General features: G+C 64.4%; 16 protein-coding genes. All 16 read left to right on the top strand.

Features of this window, described 5'->3' with window-relative positions:
• Positions 1 to 6 precede the first annotated feature (6 nt).
• The 16 genes from KF838_08795 (at position 7) to KF838_08720 (ending at position 16,226) form a co-directional block, all read left to right on the top strand.
• Positions 7 to 1,098, top strand: a complete 1,092-nt coding sequence (locus KF838_08795; GenBank protein QYK46882.1) for a hypothetical protein — start codon at positions 7 to 9, stop codon at positions 1,096 to 1,098.
• 178 nt (positions 1,099 to 1,276) lie between these two features.
• Positions 1,277 to 2,359: a DUF1573 domain-containing protein gene (locus KF838_08790; GenBank protein ID QYK46881.1), complete on the top strand. Its 1,083-nt coding sequence runs from the start codon at positions 1,277 to 1,279 to the stop codon at positions 2,357 to 2,359.
• Positions 2,331 to 2,975, top strand: coding sequence for a rhodanese-like domain-containing protein (locus tag KF838_08785; protein QYK46880.1), 645 nt, complete (start codon positions 2,331 to 2,333; stop codon positions 2,973 to 2,975). Before KF838_08790 ends, KF838_08785 begins: the two co-directional genes overlap by 29 nt.
• A complete protein-coding gene (locus tag KF838_08780; protein QYK46879.1) occupies positions 2,972 to 3,496 on the top strand; it encodes a DoxX family membrane protein in 525 nt (174 codons plus the stop codon). Before KF838_08785 ends, KF838_08780 begins: the two co-directional genes overlap by 4 nt.
• A gap of 196 nt (positions 3,497 to 3,692) precedes the next feature.
• Positions 3,693 to 3,935, top strand: coding sequence for a 30S ribosomal protein S18 (rpsR, locus tag KF838_08775; GenBank protein QYK46878.1), 243 nt, complete (start codon positions 3,693 to 3,695; stop codon positions 3,933 to 3,935).
• Positions 3,936 to 3,955: 20 nt separating this feature from the next.
• Positions 3,956 to 4,471: a GAF domain-containing protein gene (locus KF838_08770; GenBank protein QYK46877.1), complete on the top strand. Its 516-nt coding sequence runs from the start codon at positions 3,956 to 3,958 to the stop codon at positions 4,469 to 4,471.
• A 20-nt stretch (positions 4,472 to 4,491) separates the two neighbouring features.
• On the top strand, positions 4,492 to 4,962 hold the full coding sequence (locus KF838_08765) for a GNAT family N-acetyltransferase (protein QYK46876.1): 471 nt from the start codon (positions 4,492 to 4,494) through the stop codon (positions 4,960 to 4,962).
• A gap of 48 nt (positions 4,963 to 5,010) precedes the next feature.
• Positions 5,011 to 6,024 carry an ATP-grasp domain-containing protein gene (locus tag KF838_08760; protein QYK46875.1) on the top strand — a complete coding sequence of 338 codons (1,014 nt, stop codon included), beginning with the start codon at positions 5,011 to 5,013 and terminating at the stop codon, positions 6,022 to 6,024.
• A complete protein-coding gene (locus KF838_08755; GenBank protein QYK46874.1) occupies positions 6,021 to 7,085 on the top strand; it encodes a hypothetical protein in 1,065 nt (354 codons plus the stop codon). Before KF838_08760 ends, KF838_08755 begins: the two co-directional genes overlap by 4 nt.
• An 11-nt stretch (positions 7,086 to 7,096) precedes the next feature.
• A complete protein-coding gene (locus KF838_08750) occupies positions 7,097 to 7,621 on the top strand; it encodes a GNAT family N-acetyltransferase (protein ID QYK46873.1) in 525 nt (174 codons plus the stop codon).
• 40 nt (positions 7,622 to 7,661) lie between these two features.
• Positions 7,662 to 8,942, top strand: a complete 1,281-nt coding sequence (locus tag KF838_08745) for a 6-phosphofructokinase (protein ID QYK46872.1) — start codon at positions 7,662 to 7,664, stop codon at positions 8,940 to 8,942.
• Between the two features lie 85 nt (positions 8,943 to 9,027).
• Positions 9,028 to 10,659, top strand: a complete 1,632-nt coding sequence (locus tag KF838_08740; protein QYK46871.1) for an RDD family protein — start codon at positions 9,028 to 9,030, stop codon at positions 10,657 to 10,659.
• Positions 10,660 to 10,767: 108 nt separating this feature from the next.
• The gene (locus KF838_08735) at positions 10,768 to 13,269 is read left to right on the top strand and encodes a tetratricopeptide repeat protein (GenBank protein QYK46870.1); all 2,502 of its coding nucleotides are present in this window, start codon (positions 10,768 to 10,770) and stop codon (positions 13,267 to 13,269) included.
• 31 nt (positions 13,270 to 13,300) lie between these two features.
• Positions 13,301 to 13,771 (top strand): flagellar export chaperone FlgN, encoded by a 471-nt coding sequence (gene flgN / locus KF838_08730; protein ID QYK46869.1) that lies wholly within the window; start codon positions 13,301 to 13,303, stop codon positions 13,769 to 13,771.
• The gene (locus KF838_08725; protein ID QYK46868.1) at positions 13,768 to 14,724 is read left to right on the top strand and encodes a hypothetical protein; all 957 of its coding nucleotides are present in this window, start codon (positions 13,768 to 13,770) and stop codon (positions 14,722 to 14,724) included. Before flgN ends, KF838_08725 begins: the two co-directional genes overlap by 4 nt.
• The gene (locus KF838_08720; protein QYK46867.1) at positions 14,721 to 16,226 is read left to right on the top strand and encodes a sigma-54-dependent Fis family transcriptional regulator; all 1,506 of its coding nucleotides are present in this window, start codon (positions 14,721 to 14,723) and stop codon (positions 16,224 to 16,226) included. Before KF838_08725 ends, KF838_08720 begins: the two co-directional genes overlap by 4 nt.
• Positions 16,227 to 16,279 lie beyond the last annotated feature (53 nt).

Raw genomic sequence — 16,279 nt, 5'->3', positions numbered from 1 at the left:
AGAGGTATGTCACGCGTTGCTCGGATGTGTGTTGGTGCTCTTGTCGGTGCCTTTGTCGGGGCGATTGGTGCCACATCGTCGATGGCTTCGGATGCGTATCGGTTGACGCTCCAGCCGTCTTCCAGGGTGGTGGTGGACAACTCGATCTTCGCGCCCTCGACTGGGACGCTGATCGGGAACTACGACGCGACGACCAACCCGACGGGGACGCGGACACTGCCCGGCATCTTCGGCGGGAGCGGGAACAACCCGATCCCGATCTCGTTGGATGTCAACGTGGGTGAGGAGAGCGAGACATCGCCCGGGGGTGTGTTGACGCTGCTCGCAAACACCGGCGCGGGGACGTTCGCGATCTCTGAGCTTTGGATCGATCTCTTGAATGAGGTAGTCATCGAGGCACCGATCAGCGCGACCATCACGTATTCGACGTTTCGGACGGTGAGTCCGACGTTTCTCTATCCGGGCGGTATACCGATCACGATTCCGATCGGGAACGCACAGATCACCGTGCTCACGGCGACGCTTGGGGCGGGTGATTCGGTCGGCACGCTGACGCCGAACGGAGACGGCTCGTACACGCTGGCAGGGGTCGCATGGCTCGACGTCACGTTTGATGCGACGGTGCTTGGCCAGCCGGGGCAGGGGGGGACGTTTGCGATCGCGGCTCCGATCGGCGGGACGCTGACGCCGACGGTCGATGGAGCCATGCTGACGCTTGGGATCAATCTGTCGAACAGCTCGGAGATTCCGGGTCCGTTCCCGGCGGTTGAGAATGTGCCGCTCGATCTGCCGACGCTGGATCCGAACACGCCTGCGAAGGTGCTGCTGACGCTCGAGTTTCAGCGGATCGATGTGACGATCGCGAGCGAGGTCGAAGGTGTTGCGGCTGGGCCTCGGGTGTGTCTTGGGGACTTCAATCGGGATGGCTCGGCGGACATCCTGGACTTTCTGGACTTCTTCGACGCGTTCGGCGGGTGCCAGTTGCAGCCATCGCCGTGCCCTGACCCGCTTCGGGATGCGGACGTGAACTCGGATGGTCTGGTGGACATCCTGGATCTGTTGGACTTCATGCAGGCGTTCGCGGAGGGGTGTGCGTAACTTCCTGGCGGGAGGGTGCAACCTTCGGGCGGGAGCTTCGGTACGGACTTGATTCGGGGGCGTGGCGTGCCGATGCGTATAGTTCGGCGCGTGAGTCTCTCATCGCCGTTCGAGGTCGGACGGGGTGTGGTTTGTGTGTGTGTGCCGTGATTGACGGACCGGGAGTAGGAGGATTCGGATGAGAACCCTGCCAACAGCCGCGATGATTGTTGTGGGCACGTTTGTGGGCCATCGTGCGTGCGCGCAGTTGCTCGCGCCGCCCGCTGCGCCGGCCCCTGCCGCGTCGCCTTTGCTCGGGAATGCGGCGATCAGCTTCGATCGCACGACGCACGATTTCGGCGAGGTGCTCGACGATGTGAACGTTGACACGACGTTCAGATTCACGAATACGGGGGATACGACGCTGGAGATTCTCGATCACCGCGCGACGTGCGGCTGCACGGTGCCGGAGATCTCGAAGCGTTCGCTGCTTCCGGGTGAGTCGGCGACGATCAAGGTCGTGTTCCATCCGGCGCACAAGAAGGGGATGCAGCACCAGACGGTGACGCTTCTGACGAATGCTCGGGATCAGGAGCAGGTTCAGTTGGTGATCAACGCGAACGTCAAGCAGATGACCTGGACGGAGCCGGCGGTCGCCCACTTCTCGAGGATTGACAAGGGCGATCCGCGGGCCGTGGTGATCGAGGTGCTTTCGCGGGTGCCCGGGTTCAAGGTCGAAAGCGTCGCGGTGACGAACGAGGTCGTCTTCCGCGCAGAGGTGGGCGAGGCGAGCGAGGTGAAGAGCGAGGAAGGGGAGATTTTCAGGAAGTACCCGGTGCGGGTCACGCTTGCGCCGACGGTGCCGATCGGGAATCACAGCGAGACGATCGCGATTCGCACGAACGACCCGAAGAAGCCGGTCGTTCAGCAGCAGGTGATCGCGGAGGTGCTCGGCGACCTGGTGCCGAATCCGAATCGGATCTCGCTCGGAGTTGTCCGTCCTGGGGATCCGCTTCGTGCGGAGTTCAGGGTGACGAGCAGGAGCGGGAAGCCGTTCAAGATTCTGAAGTCGCAGGTTGTGCCGGCGAATGCGGGGAATCTGGTTGTGGAAGTCGAGGCGATCTCCGAGGGCGGCACCTCCGAGGTGAAGGTTGTGCTGACGGGGACCGCGCCGAACGCGGTGCAGCCGATTCGCGGGAAGATTGAGTTCACGACGGACAACAAGGACCAGCCCAAGGTTGAGGTGCCGTTCTATGCCACCGTTCGAGGGGGCGGGCGCTGAGATGGATAAGGCGTGCGGGGGTGCGTGCGGGTGCGGCGCGCGATCGGGTGCTGCTGCGCGCGTCGTGGGGCGGGCGATCATCATCGTGGGCATCGCGGGATTGATCGGCGTGATCGACTCTGTGCGACGGCCGGTGCAGTTGGCGCTGAGGCCGACCGCTCCGGCGGCGATACGTGCCACGGGAGCCGGGCAGGGCGCGGATGTGGATGCACAGCCGGATCGGGAGCCGGGCGTGAGCGAGCCGGTCGTGCTCGACGTTCGGATCACGCTGGCGCAGGCGCGGGCTCTGTATGACTCGGGCGATGCGGAGTTCATCGACGCGCGCGAGGCGAACGAGTATGGGCCCGGCCATATTCCGGGGGCGTACAACCTGACGCAGGCCGACTTCCGGGGGAGCAGGACGCCGGATGTGCTCACCTATCTTGATCCATCGCGGCCGGTGGTGATCTATTGCGGCGGCGGTGAGTGTCACGCTTCGGAGAACGTGGCGATTCTGTTGCAGCAAGCGGGCTTTGCATCGATCCACATCATGGTCGAGGGGTTTCCGTCATGGGTCGAGGCGGGGTATGAGGTTGAGGCCTCGCACGATGAGTCCGAAGAGGGTGGTGGCTCATGAGCGGCGGAGGGTGTTGCCGCACGGGGCCTCGGGCGTGCGAGTCGATCGGCGTCGGGTCTGTGCTTCTGCTCGCGATACGTCTGTTTCTGGGGGGCGTGCTGGTGTACGCCTCGCTGGTCAAGATCGGAGACCCGCAGCAGTTCGCGTTCGGCATCGAGGCGTATCGGCTCGTGCCTGAGGATGCGAAGCACCTGACAGCTCTGGGAGCGTTTGTCGTTCCGTGGATGGAGTTGATCGTTGGTGCGATGCTGGTGCTGGGTGTGTGGAGCCGCTCTGCGGCGGCCGTGGCCATGTCGCTGATGGGTCTATTTGTGTACGCGGTGTGGAGCGTGATCGCGCGCGACCTGGATGTCACGTGCGGGTGCTTCGGCAAGATGAAGGGGCCGTTCGGGTGTGAGGGACCGATCGGGATGTGCAAGCTCGCGGAGAACCTGACGCTGTTTGCTTCGGCTCTGGCGTTGGTTGTGCTCGGGCCCGGGTCGATCGCGCTCGACGGTCTTTGTCGGCGACGAGGGGCGTGAGAACCCGAACGCATTCCTTCCTCGGTTCTTGAGAGTGGGTGTTGCTGAGACGGAAGAAGTGTGCGGACCGGTTGTGAGAGGGCGTGTGGGGATTCGCGGGCGGGGCACGCCTATCGTCTTGGCCCGGTCGGACAGGTGTCCGGCCTTCCCGTCGCCTCCGGATTCTGGAGGCCGAAAGTCCACGACGGAGCATTGAATGAGCCGCTTCAACCGTTTCACGCAGACCCCGAAGATCAAGGTGACCCGCAAGTCCGGCAACGGGACTCAGTATGTTGATTGGAAGGACATCGAGAATCTTCGTCGGATGATGAGCCCGAACGGGAAGATTTACGGCCGCAAGCGTCTCTCGACGAGTGCGCGTGAGCAGAAGATGATCGCACAGGCGGTGAAGCGGGCCCGGTTCATGGGCCTCCTGCCGTTCACGTCCGCGACGCTGTGAACCGCTCAGAGTCGAGCACGATGGCTCCAGTTCATACCCAGGCCGTTCGTCGTCCGTATCACGACGTTCGCGTCGCGTCGCGCCCGTATGTGACGGACGCGGGCGAGCGTGAGCGTGTGATGCGTGAGGTGATCGATGCGCTCTGGGATGTGACGGGTCGGCACGGGGTCTCGTGGATCGGGTTTTATCTGCGAGTGCCCGGGCGTGATGAGATGGTCCTCGGTCCGAGGCGTGACAAGCCCGCGTGCTCGCCGATCGGGCTTCAGGGCATGTGCGGACGCTGCATGCTTGAGCGGAAGCCGATCCTTGTTGATGACATTCGGACGCTGGGATCGAACTACATCGCGTGTGATCCGAGGGACATGTCTGAGGCCGTGGTGCCGCTGATCGGCCCGGATGGCTCTTGCGATGCGGTGCTCGATGCGGACTCGTATGAGTTCAATGCGTTCACACGGCACGACATCGATCATCTGTCAGCGATCCTGCTCCGGGCGGGGCTGTCGGCGCAGATCGCGGCGCCCACGCTCAATCTCTGATGTGACGCTACGCTCGCGTCATGGCCGAGGGCATGGTTTACGCGGTTCGTCGGGACGGCTTTCTCATTTCCAGCGATCCGACGCTGCTTGATCTCGATGTGATCCACGGGTTCCTCTCGACCTGCTACTGGTCGCCGGGAATCCCGCGTGCCACGATCGAGCGGGCTCTCGCTCACTCGCTGTCGTTCGGTTTGTACGAGACGTCCGGAGCGGCACCAAGGCAGATCGGCTTTGCTCGAGTCGTTACGGATCGAGCGACCTTCGCCTATCTCTGCGATGTCTTTATCCTCGACGCGGTTCGGGGACGCGGCCTGGGGACGTGGCTGATTGAGTCGCTCCTGGCCCATCCGGATCTCCATGGGCTCCGTCGGTTCTGTCTGCTGACGCGCGACGCCCACGCGCTGTATGCGAGGTTCGGCTTCAAGCCGATGCCCGACCCCTCGCGGTACATGGAGGTCTGGAATCCAAACGTCTACAAACCCCAGGATTGAAGGCGACAGAGGTCCACCGTCGAGGGGCTTGCCCCATACGCTTGGGCCATGCACATCGGGCTGACATACGACCTCAAGAACGAGTATCTCGCGCAGGGGTACACGCCGGATGAGTGCTCGGAACTGGATAGCATCGAGACCGTCGATGCGCTCGCGGCGGTCGCCGAGTTGATGGGGCATCGCACGACGCGTGTGGGGCATGTGAAGGATCTTGCCAAGCGCCTTGTTGCGGGCGAGCGATGGGATCTTGTGATCAACATCGCGGAGGGGATGCACGGGATTGGTCGTGAGGCGCAGGTCCCCGCGCTCCTGGATGCGTACAGGATCCCCTATACCTTCAGTGACCCGCTCGTGTGCGCGCTCACGCTGCACAAGGGGATGTGCAAGCGTGTCGTGCGCGACATGGGATTGAACACGGCGCGATTCGGGCTTGTCGGTTGCGAGGGTGACCTGGGATCGATCGAGCTTGCGTATCCGCTCTTTGCGAAGCCGGTCGCCGAGGGGTCGAGCAAGGGCGTGACGGGAGCGTCGAAGATCTCGGAGCCGCGTGAGCTTCGGGATGTGTGCCTCGCGTTGCTCGAGCGGTACGGTCAGCCGGTCTTGGTCGAGGAGTACCTGCCGGGTCGTGAGTTCACGGTCGGCATCGTGGGGACGGGTGAGCGGGCCAGGGTGCTCGGATGCATGGAGATCCACATCGGACCGAATGCGCCACACGGATTTTACTCGGCGACCAACAAGGATGACTGGGTCGGTAAGGTGTCGTACTCGATTGCGACCGACGACGAGGCCCGGGCGGCATCGGATCTTGCGCTTGCGTCGTATCGCGGGCTTGGCTGTCGCGATGTGTCGCGGGTTGATGTGCGGACCGATCGGAACGGCAAGCCCGCATTCATCGAGATCAATCCTCTGCCTGGGTTGAGGCCTGGTTGGTCGGATCTGGTCTTTCTCTGCAAGTACGCGGGGATCGAGTATGAGCAACTGATCCGTTGGATCATCGAGTCCGCGATGGAGCGTGTTTGCGAAGGGTCTCAGGTGCGCGACGCGGCGGGTGCTCGGGGATGAATGTCCTCATCCTTCATGACGACGTGCCCGCGGATTCCGCTCCGGACGCGTTGGATCTGCTGGCGCAGGTTGATGCGGTCCGTGCGGCGTTGGTGCAGACCGGGCACGTGGCGAGCGTGATCGCATGCTCGCTGGATCTTGCATCGCTGGAACGAAACCTGCTGAGCGAGCGTCCCGATGTGGTGTTCAACCTTGTCGAGACGCTGGGGTCGCGCGGGCGGCTGTGTCCGCTTGTGCCGTTGCTGCTTGAGTCGCAGTCTGTTCCCTTCACGGGGAACGGGTCTGCGCCGACGTTCATCACGGCGAACAAACTGACGGCGAAGCGTCTGATGCGCGGATCGAATCTGCCTACGGCGGACTGGATCGAGATTGATCGGTCCCGTCGCCATCTGCCGACGCACGCGGTCGGCGGCGGGGCGTTCCCGAGGTCGGCGACCTGGATTGTGAAGAGCGTCTGGGAGCACGCGTCGATCGGGCTTGACGAGGACTCGGTGGTCTCGGTCGAGACTCGTGAGGCATTGGAGCGAGAGATCGAACGGCGGTTGCCCGCGCTCGGGGGCGAGGGGTTCGCTGAGAAGTTCATCGACGGGCGCGAGTTCAATCTGTCGTTGCTCGAAGATCCGCGCTCGCCTGGAGTGCCCGAGATTCTTCCTCCGGCCGAGATCGTCTTCGAGGGGTATGGCGCCGAGAAGCCGAGGGTCATCGGCTATCGCGCCAAGTGGGACGAGAGCAGCGAGGAGTACAAGCGGACTGTGCGCCGGTTTGACTTTCCGCGTGAGGATGCTCAGCTCATCGACCGGCTGAGGGGCGTTGCGCGGCGTGCCTGGGAGGTCTTCGGCCTTTCCGGGTATGCGAGGATCGATATCAGGGTCGATGGGCGCAACGAGCCGTGGGTGCTCGAGGTGAACACCAATCCGTGCATCGCGCCCGATGCGGGATTTGCGGCGGCACTCGGCCGCGCGGGCATCTCTTACGCAGGGGCAGTTGATCGGATCATTCGCTGCGCAATCGAACGCCGAATCGCCCCTTCACTCCCACATGACGCGAGCGAACCACGATGAACGCGGCTGACATGCCCCTTCGACAACCCGGCGACCTGCTTCGCACGCTCACACTGCGCGAGGCCGTTATGCGTGAGGACATCGTGCGCGTTCGCGAGATTGTGTCAAGCACGCGGTTCTTCTACGACCACGAGATCGATGTGGCCTGCGAACTCGTCGAAGAGACGCTCGCGAAAGGCCCGATCGAGGGGTACCGCTTTCTCTTTGCCGACGCCCCCGATGGGAGCGGCGGCACCCGCACGATCGGCTACACCTGCTACGGGCAGACGCCCTGCACCCAGGGGACCTTCGACCTTTATTGGATCGCCGTCCACAACGACTTCCGGGCTCATGGCCTCGGTCGGCTCCTCCAACGCGAGACCGAGTCGCGAGTTCGCGGCTTGGGCGGCCGTCGCCTCTTCGCTGAGACGTCCGGCCGCGATCAGTACGCGCCGACCAGGAGGTTCTACATCTCTCTCGGATATGCCGAAGAGGCGCGCCTGGCGGACTTCTACGCCCCGGGCGACGACAAGGTCGTATACGGCATGCGCCTCTGATCGGAGGTAGCTCTACGATGATGGCCTCAGGAGATATGCCATGCCCGACCTTGTCCGTGGAAACGCAGCGATCGGTCAGTCCGGCGGCCCGACGGCTGTCATCAATCAGTCACTCGTCGGCGTGGTCGAGGGTTTGCGTTCGGGGCTGCACGCCTCGGGGCACGTCTCGAAGATCCTCGGGATGAAGCACGCTGTGCGCGGGCTGACCAAGGGCGAGTTCCATGATTTCACCGACACGCACCAGGATGTGCTCGATCGGCTCGCGTTCACGCCTTCGGCGGGGCTCGGCTCGACGCGCGACAAGCCGGATCGTGCGTATTGCGAGAGGATTCTTGAGTCGTGCAAGAAGCACGACATCAGATACTTCTTTTATATCGGTGGGAATGACTCGAGCGATACGTGCCGCATCGTGCGGGAGATGGCGGTCGCTTCCAACTATGACATGCGTTGCTTCCATGTGCCGAAGACGGTTGACAACGATCTGATGGAGAACGACCACACGCCGGGATTTCCATCGGCGGCGCGCTTTGTCGCGATGGCGTGCATGGCGGACTTCATGGACAACATCTCGCTTCCGGGGATCAAGATCAACGTGATCATGGGTCGGCACGCGGGGTTTCTGACAGCCGCGAGTGCGCTCGCCCGGCGTTTTGATCGGCACCTGAACCCGCATGTGCAGGGCGAGTCGACGGACGGTCCGCAGTTGATCTATCTGCCCGAGGTTCCGTTCGAGACCGATCGCTTTCTTGCCGACGTAGAGGCGATTTATTCGAAGAAGGGGCGTTGCCACATCGCGGTCTCTGAGGGGATCAGCGACGCGAGCGGCACGCCGATCGGCGCGACGCTCATCAAGGGTGGGCAGGTCGATGCACACGGGAATGTGCAGCTCTCAGGTTCGGGCGCGCTGGGTGACCAGTTGTCCGATCTCATCAAGGCGAAGCTGACCCCTGCGGGCGGCAAGCCGCCCCGCGTCCGGGCTGACACATTTGGATACATCCAGCGATGCTGGCCGGATACGTCGCCGATCGACCGGCTGGAGGCGAGACGAAGCGGGCAGTATGCGGCCCGGGTCGCGATGCAGGGGCATCTGGATGGGAGCGTGGCGATCAAGCGTCCTGGCTCCGGCTCGACGCTGTGGCTGGGGATGGACAACGGCGCGCCGTATGTCAGCGAGTATCAGCGTGTGGAGTTGTCAGCCGTGGCCGCGAAGACACGTCACATGCCCAAGGAGTTCATCCAGGGGCACAACAATGTTTCGCGAGAGTTTGTCGAGTATGCACTGCCGCTGGTTGGGTCTCTGCCGACGTTTGAGAGACTGTGAATCGGGCATCGCGGGGAGGTGTTCCGGCGATGTGCTGGGGCCCCTTCCGCGAGGTCTGCGCTTGCTCGGCCGTAGGATGGCGTGCATGGGTATGAACCGAGCGATGATCCTGATCGGTTTCGTCGTGTGGGTGTGCGCTCATTGCGCGCGAGCCGAAATGCCTTCGGCGGGGAGTGTGTCGGGCCTCGCGGGTCCATCGCATGGCTGGGTTGTGCTGCCGGATCCGAACCCCCGCAATGAGCGAGCGACGATGCTTGCGCACGTCGCGCCGAGGGCGGGGTTGTATGGCGCGTCGGATGGATTGCTCTATCCCGCGATGCGTCTAGAGCAACCGGCGGTTGCGATCGCGGCGGTCTCCGACCGTGTGTACATGCTCTTCGATCCGCCTCCGGAGCGTGATTCGGGCTCGCTGGAGGTGTTGTCGCTTCGAGCGGTGCTGACGCCGATCGCGGGGATGTATGCGTATGAGCCGCGTGGACGCTTGGATGCGCACCGCTCGCTCTCCAGGCGAGGCGGTCTGCTCGGCGTTGCAGGGACGAGCGAGGGCGTGTTTGCGGTGGTTCGGTCGGACGAGCCCGGGGCAGTCGGCGGCGTGGTGGTCTCTCGACTGAGCGGGAGCGCGTGGGATGAGGTCACGCCATTTCCAACCGATGGCGATGGCGGGGTGGACTTGCAGAGGCCGGTTGATGTCGTCACGATTGACGGACGGCTCGGGATCGTGGGGCATGCGAGGGGGGGCGGGCTGAGTGTGTGGGTGAGATCGGTGGAGCCCGGTCCGGGATCCGAGAATGGGGATGATGATGCGGGTGTCTGGGTCCGGCGCGGGTTGGCATCGGTCCCCGATGAGGTTCCCGGGGTGCGGTTCGTGGGTGTTGGCTCTGTGCTTGTTGCGGTGGGGTGGCTTGGCTCGTCGTTGAATTACTGGACGGACATCGGCGGTGGTTGGTATCGGATCGCCGCGCATGATGAGTGCGGGCAACCGGTCGGGATCGTGCCGCTCGGGGATGTCGGCAGGGTGGTGGCGGTGTGGACGGGAGAGGGCGACGAAGGGGGAGTTGAGCGTGGCGCGGCGTCTGCGAAAGTGTGGGAGGTGTCGGCATCGACCGGGCTTGTATTCCATGACGGGTCTGCGGCACGGAGGGGGCCGCTTTCCACGCAGGATTTCCGCGCGTTGGTTGTGCTGCTTGTGGGTGCGACGACTGCGGTGCTGCTGTTTGTGATCAGGATCGGAGACGACTCGGGTGTGCTGACGCTTCCCCGTGGTGTGGCGCTGGCTCCGAGTGGGCGACGGGTCGCGGCATCGGTGATTGATCTGTGTGTGGCGGTGGGCGCGGTCTGGCTGCTGACCGGCGCGTCGCCGGGGCAGCAGCTTGACGTCTTGAAGCTGACGCCCGGGGGCATGGGCGTCATGGGGCTAGTGGATATTGTGGTCGTAGGGTTCTTTGCGGGGACGATCGCCGAGGCGTTCTTCGGTTGCTCGATCGGGAAGGGGTTGCTGGGGTGCGAGGTGCTGCCTGTGGTAGGACGGGAGACGATCGACCGGAGGGGGCTTGGACTGCTGCGTGCGGCGACACGCAACGCCGTGAAGTGGGCGCTTCCGCCGGCGGCGATGCTCGGGCTTTTCGAGGCCGGTGGCAGGCATCGAGGGGACGTGGCGGCCGGGGCGGTGGTGGTCGAGCGGTTTGATCCTGAGGAGAGTTCGGTGCGGGGAGAGTGAGCGGGTGTGTCGCTTCCAGCGGTGAAGAAGTGGGGGTAGAACGTCCGATAGCAAGCCAGGAGCCGGGGCGCGTGCCGCGGCGTGGATGTTCCTGCGCGAGGCCCGAGTGTGGCAGCAGACTCGACACAGCACGAGGACCAGGCCAGTGCGGAGGGAGCGCCAGAGGGGGGGCGTCGGCATGCGTCGTGGCGTGAGATCTGGCAGGTGCCCCTGCTTGTTGTGGGTGTCGCGGGTCTGACGATCGGCTTGTACCGGGTTGCGACGAACGTTCCGAAGCCGGATGTGTCGGGTCCGCTTGAGCAGGCGTCCCGGATGATCGCGGATGATCGCAGCCCGGAAGCGCTCGCGCTCCTGAATGAGAAGGTCTTTCCGGCGGTGGATTCCGGGGCTGTCGGGCTGGAGCAGCGTCGTGCGTACCACACGCTGGCGGCACGAGCGATCTACCTCGGGCAGCAGCGGCTGGGGATCTCTCTCATCGAGAACAACGAGAGTGTTGCGCGGGAGTATCTGCTGGCCGAGCAGCTGGGTGAGCGTCTTGATCCGCGTGACTCATACTTCCTTGCGGACACCTTGGTCTCGCTTGGCAGAGTTGATGAGGCGCGTGTGAGGGCGGACAAGCTCGGGGAGAACGACCCGGCGAAACGACGGACGCTGTATCGGCGGATGGTCGAGCTCGCGATCAAGGAGGGTGTCTCTGGGAGGGACCGTGCGGCGAGCATGCTCAGTTCGATGCTCTCTGATGCGACCCTGCCTCCTCAAGATCGGTCGTGGGCGACGGCTCGTCAGGCGGAGGCGATGCTCGCTGCGGGGTATGCGGAGGATGTGATTGCTCGGCTGCTTCGAACCCTGCCGCGCCTTGCGGGTACGGAGGGGCGCGAGGTCGCGGAGTTGCATCTGCTGCTCGGGCGCGCGTACATGCAGACCGGCGAATCGGAGGAGGCGTCGAGGAGTCTGGCGCGAGCGGGGCAGTTGCTTTCTGCGGGGGATGGACTTCGCGGTGAGCTTCTCGCGATGGAGGCGGAGATCGATGCGCGTGAGGGGCGGACCCAGGACGCGCGAGAGAAGTATGTTGAGATCATCGAGAACTTCAGCGGTAGCCGCACGTTCATAAGAGCCATGCTGGGGCTGGGTGAGAGCGAGGCGTTGCTGGGGAAGTTTGATGAGTCTCTGGGTGCGTATCGGACGCTGGTCGGTGCTCTTCACGCCGGCGAGCGTTCGGGGCTTGTCTCGACTGCGGATGTGATTGAGAGTCTGCTGCGTCAGCATCGGGTTCTGATGGCCGGAACACCCGCACGGGGCGGCGACCCGGATCCGCGGAGCGCGTTGGCATTCGCTTCGCTGGCGGAATCGCTCGCTCCTGAGGGTCGGGCACCCGCGGATGTGTACCGTGCAATGGCGGCGTCGCACCGTGCGATTGCGGCTGAGTTGCTGCCATCAAGATCTGAGTCGACTGATCCGGCGATGGAGATCGCGTCGATGGAGCCGGGAGTCCGCGAGGAGGCGAGGAGCCATCTCCGGCAGGCGGGTATGTACGCGAACTTGTACGCGTCGAGTGTCTCGGACGATGCGGTGTCGTACGCCAATGCGATCTGGGACGCGGCGGATGCTTACGACATCGCGGGTGACCGCGATGAGGCGGTGGCGGCACTTCTGGAATTCACGGAGTCGTTTCCGAGCGACGGGCGTCATGCCGAGGCCAGGTTCCGGCTGGGCACGGCGTACCAGGCGCGTGGGGAGTACGAGCGCGGTGCCGAGGTGTTTCGCTCGATCCTTGCGGATCGATCGCTCCGTGATGTGGGCGTGCGGGTGGGACCGTACGCGGACGCCAGTTATGTGCCGCTTGCACAGTGTCTGCTGCTCGACGGGAAAGCGGAGAACGACCATGAGGCGGAGGAACTTCTTGTGTCGGTTGTGGACGGGGCGATTTCGGGGACGCGAGCGACGGTGTATCGCGATGCCCTGGTGGAGCTCGCCGGGGTGTACGAGCGGAGCGGACGCTGGCCACGCGCGATCGAGAGGTACTCCGAGGCACTCGAGCGGTATCCGGAGGATGCGCGAGCCGGGCTCTGGAGATTCCGGCTGGCTGATTCGGCGCGGCGTGATGCTGAGCGGATCCGAGCCGTGTTGCGGGGGGCGATGCCGGACGGCGATCGTGTTGAACTGGAGACGACCCTTCGGGATCGACTCGGGCTGGCGATCGACCAGTACGAGCGTGCGGCGGCCTTGATCGAGAAGAAGGAGCAGCGTCGTCGCCGGGCGATCGAGTCGCTGTACCTGCGAAATGCGTTGTTCTACCTCGGGGACTGTGCGTACGACCTTGGCCAGTTTGACGAGGCGATACGGCGATATGAGGTCGCTCGGGAGCGGTACCCGAACGACCCTGCCTCGCTTGTCGCGATGGTGCAGATCGTGAACGCGTATGTGGAGCGGGGTGACTGGGAGCGAGCCAGAACGGCGAACCTTCGGGCCAGGCGGTTCTATGAGTCGCTACCGGAAAGTGTTTGGGATGACCCGAACTTGCCGATGACCAAGAAGGACTGGGAGCGTTGGCTGGAGGCCAGCGCGAGGTTGTACGCACTCGAGCAGTCGAGGAGCGGCGGATTGGATTAAGTGTGGCGCGGAACTGGACAGGAGGTCCGGGATGACGCGATCGAGCGGAGCGATCGGAGACAACTGGCGTGAGCGGCTCGTCGCCTTGGTTGAGCGGCAGAGCGCGCTGTACGCCTCTCTTGATGCGCTCTCCCAGCACCAGACCACGCTTGTTGAGGCGGGGGACGCGCAGGGCGTGCTCGAGGTTCTGCAATCGCGTCAGGGGCTGCTGGATGAGTTGGCCACGATCGCGGAGGAGCAGCGTCCACTGCGCGAACGGTGGGCGAATTCGCTTTCCACGATCGATGCACAGACACGCGAGCGGATGGCCCAGCGGGTTCGCGCGATCGAGCGGCTGGCGGCGGAGATCAGCGAGAGAGACGAGCGAGATCGTGAGTTGCTCGCGGCTCAGCGGGATGGGATCGCGACCGCGTTATCAACTGTCGGCGTGACCCGGCGCGCGGTCACGGCGTATGGGGTGAGTCCCGAGCCAGGTGCTCGGTTCCAGGATCGCGAGGGATGAGCACAATGGAACTGATCGCGGACCAGGCAGCAGCGTTCGAAGCCGCGGGAAGGGCGGCCCTGACGCCGACCGATCTTGCGGAGCTGCTTGGCGCGTTCAATGAGGTGACGGAGCGGTTGGAGCGGACGCACGGGCAGTTGCGGGCCGAGGTCGCGCGCCTGAACGCGGAACTCGAGCGAGCGAACGAGGAGCTGGAGCGTTCGAGGCGGCTGGCTGCGATTGGGGAAATGGCCGCGGGCATCGCGCACGAGGTTCGAAACCCCGTTGGATCGATCAAGCTGTATGCCCGGATGCTGGAGGATGATCTTGCGGATCATCCAGCGTCGCGCGAGATCGCGAGAAAGATCGCGGGCGCGGCGAAGGGGTTGGATGCTGTCGTGGGCGATGTGCTCGCGTTTGCGAGGGAGATGAGGCCTCGGCTGGGTGTCGTCGAGGGGCGAGACCTGCTCGATCGCGCGTTGGAGCAGTGCGCGGATGTGCTGGCGTTGGTGCCCGGCGGGCTGCGCACGGCCTGGGCGATCGAGGGGGATGGGCTGATGGTTTGCGACCACGCTCTCGCGGAGCGTGCGGTCTTGAACATCATTCGGAACGCTGTTGAGGCGATGGCCGAGAGCGGTCCGAGGGATGGCGGGCACGAGTTGGTGCTCGGGGCGAGGCAGGAGTGGGGGGCACGCGGTGAGGGAGAGGGTTGGAGCGTGGTGTGGGTGCGCGATAGCGGCCCGGGCATGAGCGATGATGTGATCGCTCGCATGTTCAACCCGTTTTACACCACGCGTGCGGCTGGAACAGGACTTGGCCTGTCGATCGTGCACCGGATCATGGAGGCGCACGGCGGCAGGGTGGTTGTGAGGCGCGAGCGTCCGAGCGGCGCGTGCGTGGAGTTGTGGTGGCCGTTGCGCGAGAGCGAGCGGCTGTGTGGCGCCGGACTTCTGAGCAGGGAGCACGCGGGATGAGCATGGTTCTGGTCGTTGATGACAAGGAGATGATGCGCGACAGCGTCGCGGGGACTCTCGAGCGGGCGGGGTTCGAGGTGGCGACGGCCACGGACGGGGCCGCTGCGCTGGAGATGATCGCTCGCCGACGTCCTGCTGCGGTCGTGACGGACCTTCGGATGCCCGGGCTGAGCGGGATCGAGCTGATCGAGCGGATACGAGCGATCGATGAGGAGCTGCCGATCGTGCTCATGACCGCTTTCGGCACGATCGAGACGGCTGTTAAGGCGATGCGGGTCGGCGCGTTCGACTACCTGACCAAGCCATTCGAGGGAGATGAGCTGGTTGTCGCGATCAAGCGAGCGGTGCAGCACGCCGGTGTCGTCCGCGAGAACGCCGTGCTTCGCGTGGCGAGCGGGCGAGCGGACGGGCAGATCGAGTACTCCGGGCTTGAGCGATTGATCGGGTCGTCGGCAGCGATGCGCCGGGTCAAAGAGCAGGTGATGGCTGTGGCTTCTTCGCATGGGAACGTGCTGATCTGCGGGGAATCTGGCACGGGCAAGGAGGTCGTTTCGACGGCGATCCACGAGATCTCGCCCCGGGCGGGGAGGCCGATGCTCGCCGTGAACTGTGCCGCGCTGTCCGAGTCGCTTCTGGAGAGTGAGCTCTTCGGTCACGAGCGTGGCGCGTTCACTGGCGCGGACCGGATGCGGAAGGGGAGGTTCGAGCTTGCGGACGGGGGCACGCTCCTGCTTGATGAGATCAGCGAGGTGAGCCCCAGCGTGCAGGCGAAGTTGCTGCGCGTGTTGCAGGAGCGGGCGTTCGAGCGGGTGGGGTCTTCGATCACGATCGGCGTTGACGTGCGGGTCGTGGCGACGAGCAACCGGGATCTGCCCCGGTCGGTCTCGGCAGGCCAGTTCCGCCAGGATCTGTTCTTCCGGTTGAATGTGCTGCCGATCCATCTGCCGCCGCTGCGGGATCGCGCGGAGGACGTCCCTGAGCTGGCTGAGCATTTTGTTGATGAGATCTGTCTGAGAGATGGTCGCCAATCGATGGGCTTCGAGCCCGACGCGATGGCGCTTCTGTGTTCGTACTCGTGGCCCGGGAATGTGCGCGAACTCCAGAACATCTGTGAGCGCGCGGTTGTGATCTGGGCTGCGACGGGTGGCGGTAGTGTTGAGATGCCCGCGTCGCTCATCGAGCCGTGGCTGCTCGGTGGGCTTGTGGCTCCGGCTCCGAGCATGCCCGGGTCGGCGAGTGCGCTGATCGGTACCGGAATCGGATCTGGTTTGGGTCAGAATGGATACTCCCGTCCTGAACGCTTGGTTGAGGGGAAGCCGACTGGGATCGAGCTGGACGGGCTGAAGCTGGAAGAGATCGAGCGGATGGCGATTCTGCGAACGCTGGGGAAGCACGATGGCCACCGGCTCAAGACGGCAAAGGAGCTCGGGATTGGCGTGCGGACACTCGGGCTCAAGATCAAGAAGTGGAAGGAAGAGAAGATCGTCGCCGAGACGCTGTAAGTGGGGGGAGAGTTGGAGCGGTGGGTCGAGTCCATGAGAGTGGCGCGGCGGTT

It is taken from the genome of Phycisphaeraceae bacterium (assembly GCA_019454185.1).
GTDB lineage: Bacteria > Planctomycetota > Phycisphaerae > Phycisphaerales > UBA1924 > JAHBWV01.
The sequence above is the reverse complement of the archived record's forward strand: the minus strand, read 5'-3'. Positions and strand labels throughout refer to the sequence as shown.